General features: G+C 54.4%; 30 protein-coding genes. 19 read left to right on the forward strand and 11 right to left on the reverse strand.

Going from position 1 to position 25,363, the window contains the following annotated elements:
- Positions 1–14: 14 nt before the first annotated feature.
- Positions 15–1,040, forward strand: coding sequence for a tetratricopeptide repeat protein (locus tag RAL91_RS00260; RefSeq protein WP_306258974.1), 1,026 nt, complete (start codon positions 15–17; stop codon positions 1,038–1,040).
- A gap of 38 nt (positions 1,041–1,078) precedes the next feature.
- Here RAL91_RS00260 and RAL91_RS00265 read toward each other — a convergent pair whose 3' ends face one another.
- Entirely contained in the window at positions 1,079–1,450 is a 372-nt protein-coding gene (locus tag RAL91_RS00265; RefSeq protein ID WP_306258975.1) for a nuclear transport factor 2 family protein, read from the reverse strand.
- 18 nt (positions 1,451–1,468) lie between these two features.
- Between RAL91_RS00265 and RAL91_RS00270 the strand changes: the two genes are divergently transcribed.
- Complete coding sequence (locus RAL91_RS00270; RefSeq protein ID WP_306258976.1) at positions 1,469–1,873, forward strand: helix-turn-helix transcriptional regulator; 405 nt, start codon at positions 1,469–1,471, stop codon at positions 1,871–1,873.
- A 41-nt stretch (positions 1,874–1,914) separates the two neighbouring features.
- On the opposite strand, the gene RAL91_RS00275 is transcribed toward RAL91_RS00270, so the two are convergent.
- Positions 1,915–2,703: a LuxR C-terminal-related transcriptional regulator gene (locus RAL91_RS00275; RefSeq protein WP_306258977.1), complete on the reverse strand. Its 789-nt coding sequence runs from the start codon at positions 2,701–2,703 to the stop codon at positions 1,915–1,917.
- A 203-nt stretch (positions 2,704–2,906) separates the two neighbouring features.
- On the opposite strand from RAL91_RS00275, the gene RAL91_RS00280 reads away from it, so the two are divergent.
- Positions 2,907–4,100: a CynX/NimT family MFS transporter gene (locus RAL91_RS00280; protein ID WP_306258978.1), complete on the forward strand. Its 1,194-nt coding sequence runs from the start codon at positions 2,907–2,909 to the stop codon at positions 4,098–4,100.
- Positions 4,101–4,262: 162 nt separating this feature from the next.
- Entirely contained in the window at positions 4,263–6,443 is a 2,181-nt protein-coding gene (locus RAL91_RS00285) for a glutamine synthetase III (protein ID WP_306258979.1), read from the forward strand.
- Positions 6,444–6,526: 83 nt separating this feature from the next.
- Here RAL91_RS00285 and RAL91_RS00290 read toward each other — a convergent pair whose 3' ends face one another.
- On the reverse strand, positions 6,527–8,056 hold the full coding sequence (locus tag RAL91_RS00290) for an ankyrin repeat domain-containing protein (protein WP_306258980.1): 1,530 nt from the start codon (positions 8,054–8,056) through the stop codon (positions 6,527–6,529).
- A 352-nt stretch (positions 8,057–8,408) separates the two neighbouring features.
- Complete coding sequence (locus tag RAL91_RS00295) at positions 8,409–8,873, reverse strand: MarR family winged helix-turn-helix transcriptional regulator (protein WP_306258981.1); 465 nt, start codon at positions 8,871–8,873, stop codon at positions 8,409–8,411.
- 166 nt (positions 8,874–9,039) lie between these two features.
- Between RAL91_RS00295 and RAL91_RS00300 the strand changes: the two genes are divergently transcribed.
- The 6 genes from RAL91_RS00300 (at position 9,040) to RAL91_RS00320 (ending at position 11,663) form a co-directional block, all read left to right on the forward strand.
- The gene (locus RAL91_RS00300; protein ID WP_306258982.1) at positions 9,040–9,804 is read left to right on the forward strand and encodes a hypothetical protein; all 765 of its coding nucleotides are present in this window, start codon (positions 9,040–9,042) and stop codon (positions 9,802–9,804) included.
- 36 nt (positions 9,805–9,840) lie between these two features.
- Positions 9,841–10,386 (forward strand): redoxin domain-containing protein, encoded by a 546-nt coding sequence (locus RAL91_RS00305; protein ID WP_306258983.1) that lies wholly within the window; start codon positions 9,841–9,843, stop codon positions 10,384–10,386.
- The gene (locus RAL91_RS24965; protein ID WP_371932566.1) at positions 10,352–10,549 is read left to right on the forward strand and encodes a TetR/AcrR family transcriptional regulator C-terminal domain-containing protein; all 198 of its coding nucleotides are present in this window, start codon (positions 10,352–10,354) and stop codon (positions 10,547–10,549) included. Before RAL91_RS00305 ends, RAL91_RS24965 begins: the two co-directional genes overlap by 35 nt.
- 152 nt (positions 10,550–10,701) lie before the next feature.
- A complete protein-coding gene (locus RAL91_RS00310; RefSeq protein ID WP_306258984.1) occupies positions 10,702–11,304 on the forward strand; it encodes an HAD family phosphatase in 603 nt (200 codons plus the stop codon).
- 18 nt (positions 11,305–11,322) lie between these two features.
- Positions 11,323–11,505 (forward strand): TetR/AcrR family transcriptional regulator C-terminal domain-containing protein, encoded by a 183-nt coding sequence (locus RAL91_RS00315; protein ID WP_306258985.1) that lies wholly within the window; start codon positions 11,323–11,325, stop codon positions 11,503–11,505.
- Positions 11,505–11,663, forward strand: a complete 159-nt coding sequence (locus tag RAL91_RS00320; RefSeq protein WP_306258986.1) for a TetR/AcrR family transcriptional regulator C-terminal domain-containing protein — start codon at positions 11,505–11,507, stop codon at positions 11,661–11,663. The genes RAL91_RS00315 and RAL91_RS00320 overlap by 1 nt, the downstream gene beginning before the upstream one ends.
- Positions 11,664–11,855: 192 nt before the next feature.
- Here the strand turns inward: RAL91_RS00320 and RAL91_RS24970 are convergent, their stop codons facing one another.
- The 3 genes from RAL91_RS24970 to RAL91_RS00330 are packed head-to-tail and all read right to left on the reverse strand — an operon-like array spanning position 11,856 to position 13,721.
- A complete protein-coding gene (locus tag RAL91_RS24970) occupies positions 11,856–12,950 on the reverse strand; it encodes a phospholipase effector Tle1 domain-containing protein (protein ID WP_371932467.1) in 1,095 nt (364 codons plus the stop codon).
- Positions 12,881–13,546, reverse strand: a complete 666-nt coding sequence (locus RAL91_RS00325; protein WP_306258987.1) for a hypothetical protein — start codon at positions 13,544–13,546, stop codon at positions 12,881–12,883. Before RAL91_RS00325 ends, RAL91_RS24970 begins: the two co-directional genes overlap by 70 nt.
- Entirely contained in the window at positions 13,527–13,721 is a 195-nt protein-coding gene (locus tag RAL91_RS00330) for a hypothetical protein (protein WP_306258988.1), read from the reverse strand. The genes RAL91_RS00325 and RAL91_RS00330 overlap by 20 nt, the downstream gene beginning before the upstream one ends.
- A gap of 403 nt (positions 13,722–14,124) precedes the next feature.
- Between RAL91_RS00330 and efp the strand changes: the two genes are divergently transcribed.
- Together efp and RAL91_RS00340 are read left to right on the forward strand one after the other, a co-directional pair.
- Complete coding sequence (gene efp, locus RAL91_RS00335; protein ID WP_306258989.1) at positions 14,125–14,688, forward strand: elongation factor P; 564 nt, start codon at positions 14,125–14,127, stop codon at positions 14,686–14,688.
- An 11-nt stretch (positions 14,689–14,699) separates the two neighbouring features.
- On the forward strand, positions 14,700–15,491 hold the full coding sequence (locus RAL91_RS00340; RefSeq protein ID WP_306258990.1) for an inositol monophosphatase family protein: 792 nt from the start codon (positions 14,700–14,702) through the stop codon (positions 15,489–15,491).
- A 786-nt stretch (positions 15,492–16,277) separates the two neighbouring features.
- Here RAL91_RS00340 and RAL91_RS00345 read toward each other — a convergent pair.
- Positions 16,278–16,823, reverse strand: a complete 546-nt coding sequence (locus RAL91_RS00345; protein ID WP_306258991.1) for a L,D-transpeptidase — start codon at positions 16,821–16,823, stop codon at positions 16,278–16,280.
- Between the two features lie 193 nt (positions 16,824–17,016).
- On the opposite strand from RAL91_RS00345, the gene RAL91_RS00350 reads away from it, so the two are divergent.
- Positions 17,017–17,700: a response regulator transcription factor gene (locus RAL91_RS00350; RefSeq protein WP_306258992.1), complete on the forward strand. Its 684-nt coding sequence runs from the start codon at positions 17,017–17,019 to the stop codon at positions 17,698–17,700.
- Between the two features lie 69 nt (positions 17,701–17,769).
- Positions 17,770–18,225 carry a cyclic nucleotide-binding domain-containing protein gene (locus tag RAL91_RS00355; RefSeq protein ID WP_306258993.1) on the forward strand — a complete coding sequence of 152 codons (456 nt, stop codon included), beginning with the start codon at positions 17,770–17,772 and terminating at the stop codon, positions 18,223–18,225.
- A gap of 178 nt (positions 18,226–18,403) precedes the next feature.
- On the opposite strand, the gene RAL91_RS00360 is transcribed toward RAL91_RS00355, so the two are convergent.
- A complete protein-coding gene (locus RAL91_RS00360) occupies positions 18,404–18,874 on the reverse strand; it encodes a MarR family winged helix-turn-helix transcriptional regulator (RefSeq protein ID WP_306258994.1) in 471 nt (156 codons plus the stop codon).
- A gap of 113 nt (positions 18,875–18,987) precedes the next feature.
- Here RAL91_RS00360 and hmgA point away from each other — a divergent pair, with 113 nt between their 5' ends.
- On the forward strand, positions 18,988–20,334 hold the full coding sequence (hmgA, locus tag RAL91_RS00365) for a homogentisate 1,2-dioxygenase (RefSeq protein ID WP_306258995.1): 1,347 nt from the start codon (positions 18,988–18,990) through the stop codon (positions 20,332–20,334).
- Between the two features lie 45 nt (positions 20,335–20,379).
- Here the strand turns inward: hmgA and RAL91_RS00370 are convergent, their stop codons facing one another.
- On the reverse strand, positions 20,380–20,934 hold the full coding sequence (locus RAL91_RS00370; RefSeq protein WP_306258996.1) for a DUF2585 family protein: 555 nt from the start codon (positions 20,932–20,934) through the stop codon (positions 20,380–20,382).
- A gap of 21 nt (positions 20,935–20,955) precedes the next feature.
- Positions 20,956–21,543 (reverse strand): DUF2585 family protein, encoded by a 588-nt coding sequence (locus tag RAL91_RS00375; RefSeq protein WP_306258997.1) that lies wholly within the window; start codon positions 21,541–21,543, stop codon positions 20,956–20,958.
- 77 nt (positions 21,544–21,620) lie between these two features.
- Here RAL91_RS00375 and RAL91_RS00380 point away from each other — a divergent pair, with 77 nt between their 5' ends.
- From RAL91_RS00380 to RAL91_RS00395, 4 genes are read left to right on the forward strand one after another with little or no spacing between them, the layout of a single operon-like run.
- Positions 21,621–22,628 (forward strand): fumarylacetoacetate hydrolase family protein, encoded by a 1,008-nt coding sequence (locus tag RAL91_RS00380; protein WP_306258998.1) that lies wholly within the window; start codon positions 21,621–21,623, stop codon positions 22,626–22,628.
- Positions 22,628–23,578 (forward strand): MBL fold metallo-hydrolase, encoded by a 951-nt coding sequence (locus tag RAL91_RS00385; RefSeq protein ID WP_306258999.1) that lies wholly within the window; start codon positions 22,628–22,630, stop codon positions 23,576–23,578. The genes RAL91_RS00380 and RAL91_RS00385 overlap by 1 nt, the downstream gene beginning before the upstream one ends.
- A complete protein-coding gene (locus RAL91_RS00390) occupies positions 23,557–25,164 on the forward strand; it encodes an FAD-dependent oxidoreductase (protein WP_306259000.1) in 1,608 nt (535 codons plus the stop codon). Before RAL91_RS00385 ends, RAL91_RS00390 begins: the two co-directional genes overlap by 22 nt.
- The gene (locus RAL91_RS00395) at positions 25,161–25,346 is read left to right on the forward strand and encodes a DUF2783 domain-containing protein (RefSeq protein ID WP_306259001.1); all 186 of its coding nucleotides are present in this window, start codon (positions 25,161–25,163) and stop codon (positions 25,344–25,346) included. The genes RAL91_RS00390 and RAL91_RS00395 overlap by 4 nt, the downstream gene beginning before the upstream one ends.
- Positions 25,347–25,363 lie beyond the last annotated feature (17 nt).

The following is a 25,363-nucleotide window of genomic DNA, read 5'->3' on the forward strand; positions in this document are numbered from 1 at the left end:
GATTTTTGATCATCTTGCAGCGCACGCTTCTGACAGTGTTTGTTCTTACCGGATTGGCCTTTGCTCCCGCACAGGCCCAGCAGACGGATGCCGTCAATCCAACCGCAACGCCAGACCCTGCCGGGCTTACCGAGCCAGTCGCGACGCTGGAACCTGCCGGAGACCTTTCCGGTGAAGCCGCCGAAACCGAAACGGCAGCGATAAATTTGCCACCCCCCATTCTGGACCCGGCCTTTGGCGCCTATCAGCGTGGTTACTACCTGGAAGCGTTCGGTCTGGCTTTGGAAAAAGCAGAACAGGGTGACGCACCGTCCCAGACCTTACTGGGCCAGATCCTTTATCAGGGTGAGGGGATGGAAAAGAACTACCGTCAAGCGGCAGACTGGTTTCGGTTGGCCGCAAAATCCGGCGATCCACAAGCCAAATTTGCGCTCGGCATGATGCATTTGCGCGGTCATGGCGTCCTTCCGGACAAGGCGATAGCCGCACAAATGTTTCGGGAGGCCGGCCAAACCGGCCACGCAGACGCGCTCTACAATCTGGCGCTTCTGTTTCTGGAAGGCGAGGCGGTGGAACGTAATGTGGGCGTGGCTGCAGCCTATCTGCGCCGTGCAGCGCTTGCAGGACATGCACAGGCACAATATGCGCTGGGCGGGGCATTTGATGAAGGTGCAGGGGTTGCCCGCGATGAAAGTGTCGCGGCTGAATGGTATCAGAAAGCCGCAGAACAAGGCCTTGCCGATGCTCAGATTGAACTGGCGACCATGCTCTTTGAAGGGCGCGGCATTGACCCGGATCAGGAGGCAGCTGCCGCCTGGTTTCTACGCGCCGCAAACGCTGGAAACCCGGTTGCCCAATCCCGCATTGCCCGATTGATGGCAACCGGCAGTGGCACAGAAAGAAACCAGATTGAAGCGGGCAAATGGCACCTCATTTCCCGCCGTTCAGGTCTGGAAGATACATGGCTGACAGACTGGTTTAAAGATCTGACCGATGATGAAAAATCAACGGCTTTCGATCTGTCGCAAGGCTGGCAATAGGCGCTTCCGGACATCAGGGGCTTTCTAGGGTGCGCACCCTAGGCATCAGGGCTCATATCCAGTGTCGTCACCAGCGAAATGATTTGGCCCTTCCTGAGATGAAACACATTTGTGCCGCTGCCCTGTCCGCCGGGAATGGCCTTTGAAATGCAGGTCCAGCGCACCGTTATCACCTCACCCGAGATCGCCACACTGCCAAGTGTAATCACCGCATCATCAAAATCATCACTGCGGCTGGCATCAAAGGCCTGCAGAATGGCGGCACGCCCACGATGGGGCTCCGCACTGCCGGAAAACGGCTCGGTATATTCAGCGTCATTTGAAAACAAAGGCCCCAGCACATCCAGTCCGGATGGTCCGGCCTGCATTGCAAGGAAGAAATTTGTGATCTCTAATGGCATGTGAGTCATGAAAGTGGTCCTGTTCCTATGTCCGTTGATCCAAAACTTCTCAGTGCCCTGTCGTCTGTTGTGGCCGAGCTTGGTAACGTGCCGACCAGGCCGATTCCGCAATCCATTATCAAACCCCTCGCCCCGCTGGTTCGGCCCGGCCTGGAATTGACAATCGATCTGGATGCCAGTCAGGCAATTGGTGCGCCGCTCGTGATGCTGTCAGACAAACCGGCTGAAAGCCTGCTTCTGTCCGCATTGACCCCGCGCCAGAAACATGTTGCGAAGCTGGTGACGGAAGGGAAAACAAACCGCCAGATTGCAGCTGACCTCGGCATTACCCTTGCTACCGTCAAAGACCATGTTCACGCCATTTTACGGCGGTTGAAGCTCCCGTCCCGCGCAACGCTGACAGCGGCACTGAACAACTCGCAGAAAACGTAAATCATCCAGACAAGACGCACAATCCATCCAAGGATGGATGCTCAGCGACCGATCAGACGCGCATTTTCAATGGCAATGACACTTTGATCGGCAAACATCTGCGCCGTTTCAAGCGCCTTGTCATCAAACGGGCGGACCGTCTGACGATAGACGGAAAACGCCCCGATCAACCGCTCTCCGGCCAGCATTGGTATGGCGGCAAAGGACCGCGCGCCACCCAGATCCGCAGTGGCGTGACGCAGCGGATCACCGGTGTGATAAATCGTCTCTGAGCGTACATCGGAAATATTGATCACTTCGTGGGCGGCAATCACACGGCCAAGCCCGGTTTTGGGACCAACATGAAACGACCCCATCTCAGACAGCCAGTCGGAAAACACAGCTGGAATTCCGCGCATGTAATTCGCCCGATAGCCGGAACTATCATCATACTCAAACAGAATGCCAAACTCCGCATCACACAGTTCCAGTGCATAACCCAGCACAGAGGCGATCACCTCGTCCAATTGCCCGTTTGAGCGGCTGATAATCCGCAACACCTCGCCCAGCACACGTTCCCGCCGCACGGCCTCCTCCAGACTGAGCGCCAACTCCGAAATCAGCGCAGCCTTTTCCGCGTCATCAGAGGGCTGTATCTGTGCTTCACCGTTCAGAACACCGTATAATTCAATCTTCGAGGATACACCGAGCTTGCGATAAATCGTCGTCAGATGCGTGCGCACAGTGGACGGCGCAATGCCCAATTGCCCGGCAATCTTGTGGTAGGTGTCACCGCTGGCATAGGCAGTTGCAACCTCGTGCTCCCGCGGTGTCAGAGTCTCTTGTTGCACGGATAGCCTCTTGTTGCGCAGCTTGGGTCTGGAATCTATGACGGCTTTGACCATCGCTTTCTATACAGCAAATGCAGTAGCAGATGATTGTAAATACGCATGAATATACATCATACGCCCGATAGGCGCCCTGTCCAAAGCCGCCTAGCGTTGCAATGAAGCTGCACACCAAAGCGCGGCAAGGCATGTATCGGGGCCGAAAAATGACAAATCGTTGGCAGGTTCTGGCCTTGCTGTTCAGCATTCGCGTTGCCATGGCTTTTCAGTTTCAGGCCGTCGCAGCTCTGTCACCTTTTTTCATGGAAGCCTACAAGATCGGCATTGCTGATATCGGTCTGTTGATCGGCCTTTATCTGTCGCCCGGCATTTTTCTGGCGTTGCCCGGCGGGGCCATCGGCAAACGCTTTGGCGAAAAGCAGGTCGTTCTGGCGGGTCTGTTGCTGATGTGCGTTGGCGGGTTGATGGTCGCCATCGGCAGCACCTGGGAACTGCAACTCGCTGGCCGGGTGATAGCGGGCGTTGGCGGCGTTCTGCTGAATGTCCTGATGACCAAAATGGTCACGGACTGGTTTGCAGGGCGCGAAATCGCGACCGCCATGGGCATCTTTGTCAATTCCTGGCCGGTCGGCATAGCGCTTGCCCTGCTTGTTCTGCCCGGTCTTGCCGACGCAACAGGCCTCAACATGGCCTTGCTGATGGTCGCAGTTCCGGCCATCTGCGGCTTTGCCCTGCTGGCCACAGCCTATGAGGCTCCGGCCGGCCTTAATGCGCAAGACACACAGCCCGTTCCCCTGCGTGGCACCACCTTGTGGCTGGTCATATGCGCCGGGTTGATCTGGGGTCTTTATAATGCCGCGCTCAGCATGGTTTTCAGCTTTGCGCCCGCCATGCTGGCGGAACAGGGCTGGACTGCTACAGCCGCCAGTTCCGTTACCAGTATTGTGCTTTGGGTCATGGCTATCTCAATCCCTCTTGGCGGCATTCTTGCAGATCGCACCAAGCGGGTGGACACTGTGCTGATGACGGGCCTCATCCTGTTTGCAATCATGCTGATCATAGCGGCACGCACGGATGCAATCCTGCTCAGCTTTACAATAATGGGTGCAGTTGCGGGGCTTTCGGCAGGCCCGATCATGAGCCTGCCGTCACGCATATTGCTGGCCGGCAACCGCGCAATTGGCATGGGCGTGTTTTTTACAATCTTCTACATGTTCGTCGTGCTTGGACCGCTGGCAGCAGGATACCTTGCCGATCTGTCCGGCCGTATCAGCATTGCCTTTGATATAGGCACACTCATGCTGATTGCCTGTATAGTTCTACTTATGATCTTCAGACACCAGACCAGCACACGCAAACAGGCCAGCATCCCTTACGCCGCGCCGCGTTCAACGGGCTGATACCACGAACGGTCGCACTGTGCGGGCGTGCAATAAAAATAATCATACTGTCTATTTTTCAGGCAATCGGTCCCGTTTGCTTCCAATTTACAGCAAATTTTCACCCTCTCAACTGGCATGAAAATTGCTTCTCAGCCCATAGAGTTCCACCAGGAGATTACTATGAGCGGCAATACCGTGCGTTTGAATGCCATTTCAGCAATTACATCGACACCAACCGTTGAATCCGGTTTTGATTTTGTATCAAGCCCGACCAGCAGTGTCTGGGGCGATAATGTTTTCAGTTTGAATGAAATGGAACAACGCCTACCCAAAGCGATCTTCAAATCGTTGAAGAAAACAATCACGTCAGGCGAGGAACTGGATCCGACCACGGCAGATGCTGTCGCCGAGGCGATGAAGACATGGGCCATTTCAAAAGGCGTGACGCATTACGCACATGTGTTTTATCCGCTCACCGGCCTGACCGCCGAGAAACACGATTCCTTCTTCGACCCGGATGGAAATGGCGGCACGATTGCAACCTTTGCCGGTAAGGCGCTGATCCAGGGCGAGCCGGATGGTTCCTCCTTTCCAAATGGCGGCATTCGCCAGACATTTGAAGCCCGTGGTTACACTATCTGGGACGTCACAAGCCCGGCCTACATTATTGAAAATCCAAACGGCACGACGCTCTGCATCCCGACCGCCTTTGTGTCCTGGACAGGCGAAGCGCTGGATAAAAAGACCCCGGTTCTGCGCTCCATGCAGGCGCTTAACGAACACGCCCAGCGCGTTCTGAAATTCTTTGGAACAGACGGCCCTTTCATCTCGTCCTCCGCTGGTGCCGAGCAGGAATATTTTCTGGTCGACAACCACTTCTATTACGCACGCCCAGACCTTCTGGCCGCTGGCAGAACCCTGTTCGGCTCTCCGCCACCCAAAGGACAGGAATTCGACGATCACTATTTCGGAGCTATTCCGGAGCGGGTTCAGGCCTTCATGTTTGAGGTGGAACGCGAATGCTTCAAGCTGGGCATTCCTGCAAAGACACGCCACAATGAAGTGGCGCCCGGCCAGTTTGAATTGGCCCCGGTCTATGAAATGGCCAATGTCGCCACCGACCACCAGCAATTGGTGATGACCACGTTGCGCAAGGTCGCCACCAAATACGGCATGACCTGCCTGCTTCATGAAAAGCCATTTGCCGGCGTCAATGGCAGCGGCAAGCACGTCAATTTCTCCATGGGGTCTTCGAAAGCCGGCAATTTGTTTGATCCAGGCGATACACCTGCAGAAAACGCTCAGTTTGTTGTGTTCTGTGCGGCCATGATTTCATCCGTTTACAAACACGCGAAATTGCTGCGCTCTGTTGTTGCCTCAGCCTCAAATGATCACCGCCTTGGCGCAAATGAAGCACCGCCTGCCATCCTGTCGGTGTTTCTTGGCACAGAGCTGTATGAGGTCATGGAATCCATCGTCAATGGCAGCCCGATCACATCCAAGCGGGTTCCACTGAACCTGGGTGTTGATGTCCTGCCATCCATTCCAAAGGATTCCGGTGACCGTAACCGCACCAGCCCGATGGCCTTTACCGGCAACCGGTTTGAATTCCGCGCTGTTGGCTCCAACCAGTCCATCGCCGGCCCAATGGTTGCCATGAACACGATCATGGCGGAAGCGCTGGATGAAGCGGCCACATTGCTGGAAGCCGCTGACACATCCAGCACCGAAAAGCTGGGCGCAGCCGTTGCTGACTACGTCAAGAAGGTCTGGGGCGAATGTTCAAACGTGGTCTTCAATGGCGATGGCTATGCAGATGAGTGGCAGACGGAGGCGGCCAGGCGCGGCCTGCCAAACCTGGTCACAACACCGGATGCGCTGGGCGTTCTCAAGGAACAGACTTACATTGATCTGTTCGCCAAATATGAGGTCCTGTCCGAGCGCGAACTGGACTCCCGCTATGAGGTCTATGCCGAGCAGTATATTTCTGCGGTCAATGTGGAATCCAATCTGGTGGTGGAAATCGCCAGGACAATGGTGTTCCCGGCAGCCATTCGTTACCAGGGCCAGATGGCCTCAAGTCTGGCCAGCCTGAAGACCATTGGCGTTGAGACCGACCACGACACAATTTCCACACTGACGGCTTTGATCAAGAAATTGCAGGATTCAGTGGCCGGATTGGAAGCCCTCAAGGCCAAGGAGCATGATGCGGACAGCGTGGCTGCACATTGTTTCATGATCAAGGATGAAATCCTGCCGAAAATGCTGGAAGTCCGGGGCCATGTGGATGCGTTGGAAGCCATTGTCGCCGATGATTTATGGCCGCTGCCAACCTACCAGGAAATGCTCTACATCCGATAAGAGCAACGACCAGCGACAGATACAAATCAGGGCCCGCTATCCAATAGCGGGCCCTTTTCGTTTCCCCGGCCATATCAACCTTATCAAGTCTCCACGAACTGATCGGGATGGCGCTTCGCCCAATCAGCCAGAAAGGCTGCAACGTCTTCTTCACCAGCCATGTCCATGGCCCAGCGTGGCAGGACAACCCCTGCGCTCAAAGCCAGACGGAGACAGGAGACATAATCCCGCTCCGCCCGCGCCGGACAATTGTCCGCGCCGTGAATGATGGTGCTCAGCAGTGTTCCACCATAACCATTGATGTAATTCAGATCCGGCTTCTGGCTGAGCAGAAAGTCCATCATTTCGGGAAGTCCTTCCCAACCGGCCAGTTGCACCGGCGTCATCCCCTGTCCATCAGGATGATCCGGGTGCATGCCCAGCGCAACCAGCCGCGTCACATGATCCAGTTTCCCCGGCAAATGCAGAATGTTGCGAATGATGTCCTGATAGCCGCTCGCCAATTGGTCGAACGTAATTGTCTCATCACCTTTCAGCGCTCCGTCAGCGGCTTTTGCCAACAAAGCCTCGTCAGGCGTTAGCGCCAGGTCACAGCCGCGCGCGGCCAGCGCCTCCGCCATTGCCGGGTTGCCGAACACACGCGCATAGGCATAGGCCGAACAGCCTTCAAACAGGCCGGACGGGTCCGCGCCTGCATCCAGCAGCTTTTCAATCATGTCCCGGCCACACATGCGCCGTGCGGCCTGATGCAGCGCCGGCACCACAAAGGGGCGCTCTCCGCCTACTGACGCAGCTTCAAATTCACCGGCAAGCGCTCCGGCATCCAGCAGCATTTGCACAGCCTCCAGATCATGAAAATCCATCGCCCGCAGCATGGCGTTGGTGCCTTTCGGATCGGCTCCGTGCTTCAGCAACATGCGCAGCCCGTCATGATGGCCAAGCTCGGTGGAATGATACAGCGATTCATTGTCATTCGGGTTGGCACCATGCTCCAGCAACCAGCGGCCCAGCACCATATTATCTGAATGACCAATGGCGAAATAGAGCGGTGACAGCTGATGGTCGCTGCCTTCATGAGCCGGAGAGCCAAGATTGACATCAGCACCATTGGCCAGCAACAGCTCAGCAATTGCCAGCATGTCCGCTTCCCGCTCGGGCCATACTTTGATCATCCGCGAATGTGCCAGATGGATCAGCGGCGATGCCACGCCAAGCATTTCAACGGCTCGCTTCGGCTCTTTCTGCAGCGCAGCTTCCACTGCGTCGCGCCGATACAGCGCAATCTCCAGACCCAGATCACCATCAGCCAGTGTCGGCATGTCCGCCAGCAATTGCTCCACCACCTTGAACTGGCCATCATGCACGGCAATTTTCAGCCGCTGACGTTTGGCAGCAACATCCATGCCCAGCATGTCCACCGCCAGTTTCAGAGATGGCCAGCTTGCAAAACTGTTTTCGCGTGCAATCACATGCAGGTAATCTGAATGTTTCAACACCGCCCCATCCGGACGCGGCGTTATGCTGGCAATCCGCGACCGCGCATGAACCTCGCCCGCCTCATGGGCTTTCTTCAACGCCTTGGCATCACGGCGCAATTGTTCAATGGATTTCATAATCGGTTTTCCCTTGTGTGCACCCATTGGCTCGCTGATCCGGGTGAGAGAAAAATCCGAGTTTTTCAAAGCTCTTTTTAGGGTCTGGACTCAACTGGAAGGTTGAGTCCAGACCCTAAAAAGAGGCGCCGATAACAGCTGTCCGCGAACCTGGGTGCCACCTCTTATGGCGAGGAGATTGTAACTGGTTTGGTTTAAGGTGGGAACAGATACTTCCAACACCCTCAAAGCCGAATGCGTCGATGGTTCGTATGTCTTCAACCGCCGTATTTCCAATACACAAGACGTTTGTCCATCCCACCATTGTGTAACGTCCCCCAATACCGTGGACACGGCTTGTGGGCGCAAGACATCACACTGTTTCCTGTTCGTGACAAATTTGGTTGGTTTCATGGGCGCTCAGATTTTCGTCCAGAAGTCTGCAGCGGCCGCCTGGATTGCGCGCATCAAAATGCATGCAGTCTTTACACAACCCAAATTCGCGGCCGTCATTTTCTCGTAGCACTCCGATAAGGAACTGATCGAGAGATGAAAGAAGCGCGTGTTGAGTCTCGGCGTCCATGTTCGCCAGCGCTTTCGCGGTCGCATTTCGCTGCAGCGCGATTGCCTCGCCTTTCTTTGTCAGATCAAAACTGATCGCACGTTTATCCTTGATCGAGCGGTGTTCGGTCACATAACCCTTGCCGAAAAGCGATTTCAATGTCTGCGAAACCGTGCCGCGTGTGGTGCCAAGGTAGTCTGCAACTTGAGACGGGCCGCGCGAAAACCTGTTTGCCCGCGATAAATAGTCGATCACCTGCCTTTGGGTCGGGTTCAATTGCCCCTCCCAGGCTTGGGTTGCATCCAAACGGGCAAGACGACTGATCAGCGCGCGTATACGTATCTCTGTTTTCATATCTTATAATAGCGAGTCGATAATTTTCTTGCAATAGTTTCGACTCGCTATTAAAATCCAATCTGCCAACCATGCAAGGAACTGGAAAATGAAAACTGTTCTCTCGCTCTCAGTCTCGATATCTGTATTAGCTGCCTGCTCATCCTGGGCCGAAGGTGAATACGGCAACGATCATGCCCTTCAACAGAAAGGGGCTATTCTCTCGCCGGAGGACGCCAGCCAGATTGCGTCCTTTGACATTCTTGCTGCGCATGCGCACCGTACCGGCAATGTTGTGACGTTTCACATGACAACAGCTGGTGTGGCCGGAGCAGATCAGCCTGATCCCGCTGGCGCCGTAGGTGGCGCACCAGTGTGGTCCTATGTCTGGCCCACCTCGCTTGACCCGGCATCCATCGGCTTTGAAGGCGGCACAGGCATCCTGGCAATGGCTGCAACAAGTCATCCCGATTTCGATGACACACCTTTGTATGATGAAAGCGGGGACGGAGACCCTGAAAATGACGGGCTGTTGTGGCACAGTCACTGGGTTGTTCTGACACCAACCGAAGCGTGTGGACCCGGAGCATTGGCCGTTCGCGATATCCCGGAAGGGACCAGCCCGCGTTTGCCGGCGACATGGCCTGGTTTCCCAATTTTCTTGGATAGTCCGGGTTTCACCCCCCTGTTTGATGGTCCCGAAATCAAGATCAATGCCGGGTTTGCAAGTGACGTGAATTTGGCTGGTATCAACTATGATGGCGTCACGTCTGCCTTGCGGGTCAATGCAAACATCCACGCGCCATTACTTTGCGTCACAGATGTCTTTGACGTGGCATCGGGTGATCTGTCGCTGCCAGGCGTTATAAATTGAGCCCGGTTCGGGGCCGTACCGGGTGCGGCCCCATTCATGTTTGAGAAAGTGAAATCGATGTCGGCCCCTGAGTTACAGATATCCCAGTGGTTTAATACAAAAACGCCACCAACGCTTGCCGGTCTGCGCGGCAAGGTAGTCATTCTGGAAGCGTTTCAAATGCTGTGCCCGGGATGCGTGATGCACGGGTTACCTCTGGCACAACGGGTGCGTAGCGCGTTTTCTGAAAGTGCGGTTGAAGTCATCGGACTCCACACAGTGTTCGAGCATCACGCTGCAATGACACCTGTTTCTCTCGAGGCGTTCTTGCACGAATATCGCATAACGTTCCCAGTAGGTGTTGATGCGGCTGGTGACGGGGCATCGCCCAAGACGATGACAGCATTCCAAATGCGCGGCACACCAAGCATGTTGCTGATCGATAAATTCGGAGAACTTCGTGCACACCATTTTGGCGAAGTATCCGAACTTCTTTTGGGCGCAGAGATTGCAACTCTGATTAAGGAACAAACCCCTGAAACAGAGGCATTGGAACTCGCCCCCCTTGTTGGTCAAACATGCAGCACTGAGGGTTGTCGTTAAGGGCCCCATAATCAGCGGCCAGTTTCAGAAACAGATCAAAACCGATTTCTTCCACGTCGCAATATTCGGCTTCGGCATCCGCACCGATTTCACGCCAGCAGACATCGACCAAAGCGCGGAAAATGCAGTGCAGACGTTTTTGCGGGCTTATCGGGCACGGTGAATTCGGGGCGATCAACCCACTGTAAAAAAACCACTGTAAAAAACCACCGCCAACAGCTTTCCGCAAACCTGATTTGGACAACAAAAGCTCGACTTCGAAGCTGGCGGTCTGTATCGAAATCACATCATGGTACCGGCCAATTGGAGATTTGTGTGAAGAATATCGTTTTTGACATCGGCAATGTATTGATTGCATGGGATGCACATGCCGCGTTCCGCGAAGCTTTTCCAGATGATGCGACGATTGACCGGTTTTTTGCCGAGGTCGGCTTTTACGAATGGAATTTGGAGCAGGACCGAGGCCGGTCGCGCCTGGAAGCCGTGGCTGCAATGAGTGTAACATGGCCTGAACATGCGCCACTCCTTGATCAGTTTTTTGACCGGTTTCCCGATACCATCCAGAAGAAAATCAGTGGCAGCTGGCAGGTTTTGGATGATCTGAAAATATCAGGGCACCGGATATTCGGTTTGACCAATTGGGGCGCGGAAACCTGGCCCATGACAAAACAGGTCCATCCCGAATTGAACAACATCTTTGAAGATGTCGTCGTGTCAGGCCATGAAAAACTGATTAAACCTGATCGCCGCATATATGAGGTGCTGACAGTCCGAAATAATCTGCGTCCTGATGAGTGCCTGTTTATCGACGACAGCCCCAAAAATGTCGAAGGGGCCCAAATCGCAGGCTGGCAAGCACTGCATTTCACCGGGCCAGATGAATTACGCAAATCCTTGAAGGAAATGGGACTGTTGTGATCCGGGGCTGGCACATGGATGATTGCGAAAAATGGCACGCTGAAAGATAACCTACGCGCCATCGCCAGAACCATCGGTGAGACTTTTACATCGCCGATCCTGTCCAACCTGTATCTATGGGCCATCGCCGAAGCCAACTGCTTCCCCGAAATCGGCCGCACCTTCTATGAATTAGGCCCGCAGACCGGGGTGAAATTCTGATGGCCACAATCCTGCAGAAACATATCGACGCTGGCGAACTCGCCATAGGCGACGTGCCCTTGGCCGCGCGCCAGTTTCAGGAATTGATCACAGCCGATCTCTTCCACGTCGCAGCCTTTGGCATCTGCATCGGTTTTACGCGAGCTGACATAGGCTAAAGCGCGGAGAATGCAACGCAGACAGCTTTGCGGGTTTTTTGGGTGCGTTGAGAGTCAGGCGGCAGTCAAAATTTGAGCCAACAGCCAACAGTTACAAACAACATCTTGACTGACGGTTGGTAAACGTAAACGGGTAGCGGACGTTATTTGATCTGAGGTGAGAGACCCAGTATTAGGAAGTTACGACGGTATTTACCTGAGTCTTTTATAATCGGGGTACACTGGTAGTTGCTCAGAGAGTAAAGCCGTGTGCTCTGAATGCTTGCATGTCGGATGAGCAAGGTGCTGAATTAGGTTCCATTTTTGTGGCAATCGTCGGAAGCCAATCCCAAAAAATTTGCGAATTAGCTTCGTCAGTCCACCGTTTCTTTTGCTTTCTTTGGGATCGTTGGAACTGTTTATGCCAGAGAGAATTTTGTGCAATTCTGCTGCGGGAAATCGGAGTTCTATTTCGGCTTTTTCTGCCGAAACCATTAGTTCTTCAAGCGCGGTGGCAAGTGCATGCGCGCTAAGAGAACTGTCCGCACTGTCTCCACCGACATCCGAGTGCTCACCAGGAAACCAAACACACTTCCTTGTATTTAGCATGTTGAGAGTGCGAAATGATGCCGTTCTGTCACTTGTAGAGTCTGCGTTTCTCGCCGAAGTGGCCAATTCCAACTTACTTCTGGCCGTACTCGATGCTGAGTAGCTATCGGATGAAAAACGAAATCTTCGCTCTCCGTATGCAAGAAGCTCGACATAATTTTTAACCCTGGGCTCAAGAAAGGCCTCATGGTTTCTTACGAAAGATCTATGAAATCGCGGCTTTCCCACGACTGGGTCAAAGAGGCACAAAAACTCAATCTGAGCGTCTATCGCTCCATAAATCCCATACCTACGTGCCGCGGCAATGAAGCTTTCCTTCGAGGTGATACACATAGCTAGAGTCCTAGCGATCACGGCGCCTCGCGAATAACCAAAAATATATAGGCGATCGTCATTCTTGAGATCAAGTGCCAAGAGCGTTTCGAATAGGTCCAAAGCCTTGATCTCCAGATTTGGAGCAAAAACTTTGTCAATCGCTCTAGCACGACTGACTACTCCAACCCCGGACGCATAGTGACTTTCATACCCTGCAGCTCTAGATAGCGAGTGAAGCTTCCCTATATTAGTTTCACTAAATATTGTGCAATTGGTCCCGTCGGCAAGAACAAAAACTTTACGCAATCGGGGCCTCAAACTAGGATCAATGTCAAAGTAATAATGGCCGCCCAAGTAAACGTGACACAGCTTACCGATTTCCAAAGTTTAATCCGCGCCCGATAATGCTCAATCTCCAAACCGAACAGTATCTCTGCATCCATAAACGAAAAATAATTGTCGGTAATCTCATCCGTTAACTTGACGAGATCCTGATAATTCGATTTGCGCTCAGACATTTTGGAGCGAGACAAAATTACAAGCCCACGCGCTTGCTGCAAATGCTCAAGAAGCTTGCCATACTCGGGGAACTCTTTACGAATAGTTTCTGCGCCAAAGCGAGCATTGAGGTCGTCGGTTTTCTTTTGATAAAAATAGACAAGAGCATCTGAAATGTCGTGCTCCGCGTTGGTGATATATTGGTTTGCGGTGACAATCGCGTCATCGAGATTTGGGACGCCGTTTTCATCGGTAGGCGATGTATTTGACATAGCCGCCACGAGCATCCTGCCAGCGTAGCGAAGCTCATTAATTGCCGGTGTCACTGCAAGCTGACTGATTTGCTCTGCACGTTTCAGTTGTCCTTGAACGCCGTTCCATCTCTCCAAGAGAAAGTTGATCTTGGCTTGCTGGTCAGAATTTAGGCTCTGGGGCGCTGGTGGCATTTCATCTTCTATGGGATCACTTAAGTTCTGAACCACCGTCACCGACTTCCTCTAGTTGCAGCAGCACGCTACCACGGCTCAAAGAAGAAATGACACCTTTTGCGCGATTCCTATCGGCTTCCAAAACCTGCTGTTTAAGCTTCAAGCGCCTACGATCCATAGGTTTTCCAGACATTGCGAACGCGATATCATCCAAAAACTCTCTAATCATATCTAAATTTCCTACCGGCTTCGGTAGTACTGGCCCCTATCTATGAGTCCGAACAACGCCCAAAAGCCCACTTACCGCATTTGGCGGTAGGAAGTTGCAATGCTTTGCGACAGGATCGCTCTAATATGTTATCAATTGCTAAATGAAAAGCCCTATCACTCCCCCAAACAAGGTTTTTCTTTATCTCATTGTGCGAATCATATTGGTAAAAGTACAAAAAAATCAAGAGATAGTTAGTCGGCTCGCCAGAATTATCGTTAAAACCTGCATTGCGAACGGCAACTGAGGGCCGGACAATTTATATTACGGCCTCCCCACCAAACACCCCCACCCCTTGCAAAAACCCACCAAATGTGGTGCAGACGCCCTCAATCATTTGAAAACGCCACAAAAGACAAAAACCATGAAAATCAACGGTAATGAAATTCGCCCCGGCAATGTGATCGAGCATCAGAATACGATCTGGGCTGCGGTCAAGGTTCAGCATGTCAAACCCGGCAAGGGCGGCGCGTTTGCGCAGGTGGAACTGAAAAACCTGCTGGATGGCCGTAAGCTGAATGAGCGGTTCCGCTCGGCAGCAACGGTGGAGCGGATACGCCTGGAGCAGAAGGACTTTCAGTTCCTCTATGCGGAAGGCGATATGCTGGTGTTCATGGACACAACAACTTACGAGCAGTTGGAATTGCAGGCCGAATTTGTCGGCGACCGCGCCGTGTTCCTGCAGGACGGCATGCAGGTGACCGTGGAAATGTATGAAGAGCGCCCCATTGGTGTGGCATTGCCCGATCAGGTGACGCTGGAAGTGTCCGAAACCGAGCCCGCGCTCAAGGGTCAGACCATCTCATCCTCCTACAAACCAGCGATTATGGATAATGGTGCACGCGTTATGGTGCCGCCTTTCATCACCGTCGGTGAGCGCATTGTGGTGGATACCAATGAGCTGATTTATCTGCGACGCGGCGAGTAGGGTTTTCAGGCATGGCACGTAGTGCACTTCTAAACGTCATGGTTCAGGCCGCCACCAAGGCAGGCCGCAGCCTCACCCGCGATTTTGGCGAGGTGGAACAGCTTCAGGTTTCCGTCAAGGGACCGGGGGATTTTGTCTCCGCAGCCGACACAAAGGCTGAAGAGATCATTGTTGAATCCCTGCAGAAATCCCGTCCCGATTGGGGCTTTCTTCTGGAAGAAGGCGGCGAGATCAAAGGCAGCGATCCACTGCATCGCTGGATTGTCGATCCGCTGGACGGCACCACCAATTTCCTCCATTCACTGCCCATCTTTGCCGTTTCCATTGGCCTGGAGCGGCAGGGTCAGATGGTGGCCGGTGTGATTTATAACCCGATTACCGAAGAATTGTTTACCGCCGAAAAAGGCAGTGGCGCTTTCATGAATGACCGGCGCATGCGCGTCGCCGCCCGTCGCAAATTGGCCGATGCCGCGCTGTGTACCGCCATTCCTCATATTGGCAGCAAAACCCTGGGGCGCTATCTGGAAGAGGCGAAGATCGCCTGTGCCAATGCCGCCGCCGTGCGTGGCCTCGGCTCCGCAGCCGTGAGCCTGGCCTATGTGGCAGCAGGGCGACTGGACGGGTATTGGGAACATAATCTCAAACCATGGGATATGGCCGCAGGCATCGTGTTGATCCGCGAAGCGGGCGGATTTTTGAGCGATATATCAGGCGGTGACCGCATGATCGAAACCGGCGGCATTATTGCCGGCAATGAAACCATGCGCGAAGCCATCCGCAAAAACATCATTGAGCGGCCCTAGGTCCTTTTTGAAGTCATTGCGCAGGTTTGGCCGCACCGCAAATGGACCCTCGGAACAAGTCCGAGGGTGACGATGGGAGGGTGTTGCAACACCGGCACGAAACTGAATCTGCTGCGATCAGCTCATGCCACCGCTAAAACCATCAACTTGAGCGATCACCTCATGCCACCCGCACCCGTCATTCTCGGACTTGTTCCGAGAATCCAGGCAACGCACTAACCAATTCGCAGATTTGAAATCATCGCGCAGGTTTGGCCGCTCCGCCAGTGGACCCTCGGAACAAGTCCGAGGGTGACGATGGGGATGTGTCGGCCAGACTGATTGCACGCCAACACCACATACCACCCGCTCCCGTCATTCTCGGATTTATTCCGAGAATCCAGGCAACACATCAACCAATCCGCATTTTTGAAATCATCGCGTAGGTTTGGCCGCACCGCAAATGGACCCTCGGAACAAGTCCGAGGGCGACGATGGGGATGTGTCGGCCAGACTGATTGCACGCCAACACCTCATGCCACCCGCTCCCGTCATTCTCGGATTTATTCCGAGAATCCAGGCAACGCACTAACCAATTCGCAGATTTGAAATCATCGCGCAGGTTTGGCCGCTCCGCCAGTGGACCCTCGGAACAAGTCCGAGGGTGACGTTGGGAGGGTGTCGCAACACCGGCACGAAACTGCTGCGGTAATCTCACATCACCGCTCACGCTATTAATTTGAGCGATCACCTCATGCCACCCGCCACCGTCGTTCTCGGACTTGTTCCGAGAATCCAGGCAACGCCCTAACCAATGCGCATTTTTGAACCACGCCGCGCAAACTCAAGGGCGTGGCGCATGGTGGCGTGTGAAACCGCAATGCAGCCTTCTGTCGGGGTGAAGCCCGTCGCGGCAATGTGGAAGAAAATGGCACTGCCCCCGCCCGGCCTGCGCGGATGGATATTCTGGTCCAGCACTACAACCACATCATATACTTGATCATCCCGCCACAGCCTCTCATGACTGCCCGCAAAGGGCAGCGTTATAAGCTGGTTGTAGCGCGCATCACGCGGGTCGTCGCACCAGCCATCCAGCTCCAGCATCGGCCGCATCGGCAACTGGGTGATGGGCTTGGCCAGCCGGTCCGCCCGGTAAAACCCGCATAGCAGCGTGTAGGCCCCGGCAGGGCTGGCGCCATCGCCTTCGCGCTTTTGGGAGGTGATGCCACTGCGTCCCAGCGCGCAGCCAAAACTGCGCCCGCCAAACTGCAATTGTCCTGTTGTGGCAGCCCGGTGCATGCACCGCACCTGAAAATCATGCTGCTTCACAGGATCAGGATCGGAAACCGACATAGAAAACCCTTTCCACCCCTTCACGCACCCCTCACAACGATTTGACAAAATGTCACCGCATCCACAGGGCACGCTTGCTTGCGCCATATTTCAAACAATGTTCTAAGACTGTTAAGCTTTTAACTCAATCGGACGTTTAATTTCCAACAACGCCCGGCTAGTTTCCCTGCCATTTTCGGTGATGAGGCCCCTGATGAATGAACGTAAAATTCTGATCGTCGATGATGACACAGATCTGCGCGAAGCCCTTGTAGAGCAGCTTGCGCTTTATGAAGAGTTTGAGATTGCCGATGCCGACACAGCTGCCACCGGCATGGCCGCGGCACGCGATGGCCGGGTCGATCTGATGGTGATGGATGTGGGCCTTCCCGATATGGATGGCCGCGAGGCGGTTAAACTGCTGCGCAAAAACGGCTTTCGGGCCCCCATCATCATGCTGACCGGTCATGACACTGACGCCGACACGGTGCTGGGTCTGGAAGCGGGTGCTAATGATTATGTCACAAAACCTTTGCGGTTTGCCGTTCTGCTGGCACGCATTCGCGCCCAGTTGCGCCAGCATGAGCACAGCGAAGACGCCACATTCTCCATCGGCCCTTATAATTTCCGCCCAAGCGCAAAGCTGCTGACCACCGAAGGCGGTGAAAAAGTGCGCCTGACGGAAAAGGAAACGGCGATTTTGAAGTTTCTGCATCGGGCCGGTGACAAGGTTGTCACACGCGATGTCTTGCTTCACGAGGTCTGGGGCTATAATGCTGGAGTAACGACCCATACGCTGGAGACCCATATTTATCGCCTCCGCCAGAAGATCGAGGATGACCCGTCAAATGCGGAAATCCTTGTCACTCAGGACGGTGGCTATAAGCTGGTGCCATAAGGCTGGTGGGTTCGCAGGCAACACGCATTAGGCAATATGCATTAGTGTATACATTGGGAAAGACATGTTGTGACAATCGAGCGCGACATTGAGGCACTGCGTCAGGTAATGATGTTTTCAGAGCTGAACAGCGAGCAGTTGCGTCTGCTTGCCTTCAGCGCGGAATCCGTAAAACTGGCCCCCAAGGAAATCCTGTTTCAGGAAGGCGATGTCGCCGGCTCCGGCTTTGTTGTCACCGAAGGCGAAATTCAGCTTTTGCAGCGCAGTGACGGACGGTCGGTTTCTGTGGGCCGCCTTGGTCAGGGATCCGTGGTCAATGAGCTGGCTTTGATCAGCGAAACATTGCGCCCGGCAACAGCCATTGCCACCCAGGCCAGCGAAGTCATCAAAATCCGCCGCTCCCTGTTTGGCCGCTTTATCAATGAATATCCCGATATCGCTGTACGGCTGGAACAAAGCCTGCGCGGACGGCTGCAGGAAACCATCGGCCAGCTGAAACGTGCCCAGCAAAAGCTGAAATACTAGAATTCGGACTCAACGCCCCTCTGTGCGCTTCGCTCTGTGGATACTCGGAGCAAGTCCGAGTATGACGGCGGTTGGTGGTAGGAGATGTGAGCGTGAGATGATGCGGTGAAATCCGTCCAGCCAACACACTCCTATCGTCACCCTCGGACTTGTTCCGAGGGTCCACAGATCACCAAAATTACCGCTGCTCCAGATGATCTAAACCTGACATCAGCGCATTTGATGGTCCATTCCCCAGGGCCTGCAGTAAATCCGCCTCGAATTTCCTGGCTTCCTCAATCAGCGCTGCGTAAACGCGCCAGCCCTTTTTCGTCAGGGCCAGATGCTCAATGCGCCGGTCAGACCCATCGCTGGTACGAACCAGCCATCCGCGCTGCTCCAGAGAGGCAACCGCACGGCTGACCTTGGTTTTATGCATGGAGGAATGCTGCCCGATAAAGGTGGCCGTTACTGTGCCAAATTGGCCAATCGTCGCGAAAGCCCGCCATTCCGGCCGCGTCATGCCGGTGTGTTTCTTGTAAATATCAGCAAATTCACGGCTCATGATTTCCGCCGCCCGCGCCAGACGATAGGGCAAAAATTCTTCCAGCTTCAGAACCGCCTCAATTTCAGGTGCAGATTCCTGTTTTCGCATATCCTGTTTTACCATGACCGGTTCTCCCCCGCGCGCCGGTTGATAGTTACATTTTCAATTGTTACAAATGAAACTAATAAAATCAATTGCGTGCGCGCCATGGCGCGCCACCCAAAAGGGGATGGAAAATGTCGGACCAGACCGCGGATAAACCTGCCGCCGCATCAAACGCCGTCGGCTATATGCCGGGCTTTGGCAATGATTTTGAAACCGAAAGCCTGCCCGGTGCCTTGCCTCAGGGCCAGAACAGCCCCCAGACATGCGCTTATGGCCTCTATGCCGAGCAATTATCCGGCTCACCCTTCACCGCACCACGCGGCACCAATGAGCGCTCATGGCTCTATCGCATCCGCCCCAGCGTGCGCCACACCAGGGACTTTGTCGCGGTTGAGCGCCCGAGCTGGAAAACCGCGCCCATTCATCTCGATAAAGCACCACCCCTTGGCCAATATCGCTGGGATCCGGTGCCAATGCCGAACAAGCCCGTCAATTTTCTGGATGGCCTGCAAACCGTTACAACGGCAGGCGATGCGCAGGGCCAGTCCGGTATGGCGTCTCACATCTTTGTATGCAATGCGCCCATGGTGGATGATTATTTCTTCAACGCCGATGGGGAATTGCTGATTGTGCCGGAAATGGGTGCTTTGCGCATTTTCACCGAAATGGGCATCATGGATGTGGCCTCCGGCGAAATAGCCCTGTTGCCGCGTGGCATGTTCTTCAAGGTGGAACCGCTGACAAAGAGTTGCCGCGGCTATGTCTGCGAGAATTACGGTGCCAAATTCACCCTGCCGGATCGCGGCCCCATTGGCGCAAACTGTCTCGCCAATCCGCGTGATTTCAAAACCCCTGTCGCTGCCTATGAAGACAAGGAGACCCCCTGCCGCGTCCACGTTAAATGGTGCGGCTATTTCTATCAGACCGAGATCGACCATTCGCCACTGGATGTGGTGGCCTGGCACGGCAATTACACGCCTTACAAATACGATCTGGCCACCTTCTCACCGGTTGGGGCCATCCTGTTCGATCATCCGGACCCATCCATCTTTACCGTCCTCACAGCACCCTCAGGCGAAGAAGGTACTGCCAATATCGATTTCGTGATTTTCCCGCCGCGCTGGCTGGTGGCCGAACATTCCTTCCGTCCGCCCTGGTATCATCGCAACATCATGAGCGAATTCATGGGCCTTATCTGCGGCCAGTATGATGCCAAGGAAGAGGGCTTTGTGCCCGGTGGCTTCAGCCTGCACAATCTGATGCTGCCTCACGGACCGGATCTGGATGCCTTTGAAAAGGCTTCCAATGTGGACCTAAAGCCGGTCAGGCTGGATAACACCATGGCCTTCATGTTCGAAACCCGCTTCCCGCAGCAGGTCACCGATCTGGCCATGCAGATGCCAACACTGCAAAAGGATTACATTGATTGCTGGGCGGGCCTGAAAAAACATTTCAACGGCACCAAAGAGGGGTGCTGAGTGGTCCCGTGTGTTGTGGTGACATGCGTTGCAGGCGCGCAGCGATCAGCCGCCCATTTGCCAGGTTTTTACCGCTTCAACCGGCCACAGCAGCATCAGCACATTCAAAGCCAATCCGTCGCGGATGATCCACATGGTCACCGCTTCAAACACCAGCACCAAGATCACCGTGGCGGCAACCGGCAACCGCCGCGCCAGGTAGAACCCCAGCAACATGGCAAAAATATCGGAGACGGAATTCAGCACGGAATCGCCAAAATAATCCAGCGAAATGGTCACTTCGCGATAGCGTTGAATGACGTAATTCGTATTCTCGGCAATCTCCCAGGCAGCCTCCAGCGCAATCGCAATCAGCGCCTTGTTGCCAACAGACCCCTTGCGCCAGACCAGCCACAGCACGAAATAGAAAATCATGCCGTGGATCATGTGGGACGGCGTGTACCAGTCACTGATGTGCTGGGAACTTTCCGAACTAAGCGCATCCCCGTGCCACAATTTGATGGTGCCGCAACTGCAGATCGGCTCGCGCCCCATCAACAGCAATATGATGGCGGTACCGACAATCAGCCCCAAGCCAATCAGAACGTGTTTAGACCGCATCCAACTGAAACCCATCTGGCTCTATTGCCCCCACTGCCACGCGCGCACCGCATCCATCGGCCAGATCAGCATCAAGGTGCTGAGACCAAGACCATCGCGGATCAACAGCATCATGCTGCCTTCCAGCGCCAATGCAAGCACAAGTGTCGCATAGATCGGCAGATAGCGCGCCAGCACAAAGCCAGCCATCATGGCGAACAGGTCAAACACGGAATTGATGATACTGTCGCCCAGATAATGCTGCGACACGGTGACAATGCGAAACCGCTCAATGACAAAATTCGTGTTCTCGATAATCTCCCATCCCACCGCCGTCAGCGTACCAATGGCAAACCGCGTTTCCAATACCATATCAGGCCAGAAACGAGCCAGCAGCGCATAGGCCAGAATGCCGTGCAATATGTGGGAAAACGTATAGAAATCGGCCACATGCTGAGAATTCTCATAGCTGAAAACCTCATGCTGCCAAAGTTTTACAGTGCCGCAAAAACAAATCCAGTCACGGCCCATCCACAACAGCAGCAAAGCCATGGCCAGGGTAACAAGAAGCCCACCGATAATCACGGGACCCACAGCCAAATTCGTGTTTTTGAGAGAAGGCGTCGACAAATGCACAAAAGTCCCCGAACATCACCCCAAGAATTCCTTGCAGACCCTGCAAGATAATCAAGAAGGAAAAATGGCGAATGAAACTTGCCTCACTCAGAAATGACACGCGAGACGGGCAATTGGTGGTGGTCTCGAAAGACCTGACCAAATGTTCGGAGGTCAGTCACATAGCCGAAACACTTCAGGAGGCACTGGACAATTGGCCCGTGCTGGCGCCGCGCCTGCAACGCGTTGCCGATGGCGTTGAAACCGGTGCCCAACCCACACAGCGCTTTCGTGAGCATGATGCGCTCTCACCCCTCCCCCGCGCCTATCAATGGGCGGACGGTTCGGCCTATGTGAACCATGTGGAACTGGTGCGCAAAGCGCGCGGTGCAAACATGCCTCCCTCGTTCTGGGAAGACCCGTTGATGTATCAGGGCGGCTCGGATTCCTTCATCGCACCCCGCGACCCTATCAAGCTGGCCGATGAGGCTTACGGCATCGATATGGAAGGTGAGCTTGCCGTTATTGTTGATGATGTTCCCATGGGCTGCGACATCGCCACAGCCAGCGCAGCCATCCGCCTTATCATGCTGGTCAATGATGTGTCCCTGCGGGCCCTGATTCCCGACGAGTTGGGCAAGGGCTTTGGCTTCTTCCACTCCAAACCCTCCAGCGCTTTCTCTCCAGTTGCTGTCACACCCGAAGAATTGGGAGATGCCTGGGATGGCAGCAAGCTTCATCTGCCTCTGGATGTGGATTTGAATGGCGAGGCTTTTGGCCGCGCCAATGCCGGCATCGACATGACCTTCGATTTTGGCCAACTCATTGCCCATGCTGCCAAAACACGGCCCTTGGGCGCTGGCACCATCATCGGTTCAGGCACGGTCTCCAACAAGCTGAATGACGGGCCCGGCAAACCGGTTGCTGAAGGCGGCGTCGGCTATTCCTGCATTGCCGAAATCCGCATGATTGAAACCATCGAAGACGGCGCACCGGCCACGCCATTCATGCAGTTCGGCGACAGTGTGCGCATCGAAATGAAAGACAAGAATGGCCACTCCATTTTTGGTGCCATTGAACAAAGCGTGGAGAAAGCATAATGGCCAAGGCATTCGCATCTGCCGGAGATATGGCAGACAAGAAAATCTCCTTTTCCGAAATCGGTGAGGGTCTGTGGGCGTTCACCGCAGAAGGCGACCCGAATACCGGCGTCATCATCGGCGATGACAGTGTCATGATTGTCGACGCACAGGCCACACCGCGCATGGCGGCACAAGTCATCGAGAAAATTCGCACGGTCACTGATAAGCCCATCAGCCATGTGGTCCTGACCCACTATCATGCCGTGCGCGTGTTGGGCGCGTCAGGCTACAATGCAACAGACATCATCATGTCGGAAAAGGCCCGGTCGATGGTGGTGGAGCGCGGTCAGGAAGACTGGGATTCAGAATTTGCCCGCTTTCCGCGCCTGTTTCAGGGCCATGAAAGCATTCCCGGCCTCACATGGCCAACGCTCACATTCAATGACCGCATGACGGTCTATCTGGGCAAGCGCCGTGTTGATCTCATGTTTATGGGCCGCGCCCATACGGCAGGCGATATTGTGGCCTATGTCCCTGATCAAAATGTCATGTTCACCGGTGACATCGTGGAGTATCACTCCGCCTGCTATTGCGGCGATGGCCATTTCCATGACTGGCCGGGCACATTGCAGAAAATCCGCAACTGGGATCTGGACGCCATTGCGCCGGGCCGTGGCGATGCGCTGGTTGGCACAAAAATGGTCAATGCTGCGCTGGATTCCACCGCAGATTTTGTCACCTCGACCTATCGCAGTGTTGCACGCATTGCCCTGGCTGGCGGCTCCCTGAAAGAAGCGTTCGAGGCTTGCCGTGCCGCCTGCGACAGCAAATTCGGCGACTATGCAATCTATGAACATTGCCTGCCGTTCAATGTTGCCCGCGCCTATGATGAAGCACGCGACATCGACACACCACGCATCTGGACAGCGGACAGAGACCGGGAGATGTGGGAAAGCCTTCAGGGATAATGGCCTACAGCTACAAGACACAGCCCTATGTGCCACCCAAAGCCCTGACAGAGGCCGAACAGCGCCACAAGGTCGCCATCGTCGGTGCGGGGCCCATTGGCCTTGCCATGGCCATTGACCTGGCCCTACGCGGCATTCCAAGCGTCATCTTTGCGCAGGGTGACAGTGTATCGGTCGGGTCGCGTGCCATTTGCTGGGCCAAACGCACCTTGGAAATTTTCGACCGGCTGGGCGTTGGCGACCGCATGCTGGCAAAAGGCATCACCTGGAAAATCGGCCGCCTGTTTCATGGCGAAAAGGAAGTCTATAATTTTGATCTGCTGCCCGAAGAGGGTCACAAAATGCCGGCCTTCATCAACCTCCAGCAATATTACGTCGAGGACTATCTGATCGACCGGATTGCAGATTTCCCGGACCTGATTGATCTGCGTTGGCAAAATGATGTGGTGAGCCATGCAGACAAGGGCGACCATGTTGCCCTGCAGATCAGCACACCCGATGGCACCTATGAGGCGGAAGCTGATTATTATCTGGCTTGCGATGGCGCGCGCTCACCCACCCGCAAACGCATGGGGCTGCGCTTTACCGGCGAAACCTTTGAAGAACGCTTTCTGATTGCCGATGTGCACATGCCGCAAAGCCCGTTTGGCGACGGCCCGGCAGAACGCTGGTTCTGGTTCAAACCGCCCTTTCATCAGGGCCAGTCAGCACTGCTGCACAAACAACCGGACGATATTTACCGGATTGATTTGCAGCTAGGTTTTGATGCAGATCCTGAAGCGGAAAAACAACCAAATCGTGTGATACCGCGCATTCGTCAAATGGTTGGCGATCTGCCCTTCGAGCTGGACTGGGTGTCCGTCTATACCTTTACCTGCGCACGTCTGGAGCGCTTCCTTCATGGCCGTGTGATCTTTGTCGGCGACAGCGCGCACATCGTCTCGCCCTTCGGGGCCAGAGGCGGCAATGGCGGCATTCAGGATGTGGATAATCTGGGCTGGAAACTGGCCGCAATACTGCAGCAACGCGCCAGTGAGGATTTGCTGGAAAGCTACAATGAAGAGCGCACTTTCGGCTCTGATGAAAACATCCGAAATTCAGCCCGCGCGACCAATTTCATGACACCCAAAACGGATATGGAGCATATTTTCCGTGATGCCGTATTGGATCTGGCCGAAACAGAACCCTTTGCCCGCAAGCTGGTCAATTCAGGACGCCTGTCGACACCTTGTTCCTTGAATGGCCTCAACCTCCAGAGCAGTGCAAATGACGCTCTGATCGGCCAGGCCTGCCCGGACGCACCGCTTGGTGAGCGCAGCCAACCAAACTGGTTGCTCACAGAAGTCGCTCGAACAGAAATGAACGCCTTCAAGCTCCTGCTGCCATATGGGTGGACCTGTCCAGATATGCCAGACATAGCCGTGATCAACATCGGCAAGGCAAACCCGCACTATCAGAACCGGTTTGGCCAGTCAGCCATATTGCTGCGCCCGGATCAGCATGTGCTGGCACGATTTGCCACACAGGCCGATCTTGAAGCCAGCTTGCTACGCACTGTGAAAACCATATTGGACCGACAATCATGACTGGTACTCCGGATAACCTCAGCCCAAACAGTGATGATTTCTATGCGGCCTTGATGGAGGCCCATGAGGGATTAACCTTTGCGGACAGCCAGGCGCTTAACGCGCGTCTTGTGCTATTGCTTGCCAATGAAATTGGCGATTTGAAGCTGCTGAAGCAGCTTCTCGACACAGCAAAACCATAATGCGCGCCCTTAACAAT

Origin of the sequence: Pararhizobium sp. IMCC21322 (assembly GCF_030758295.1) — a bacterium.
Taxonomy (GTDB): Bacteria; Pseudomonadota; Alphaproteobacteria; order Rhizobiales.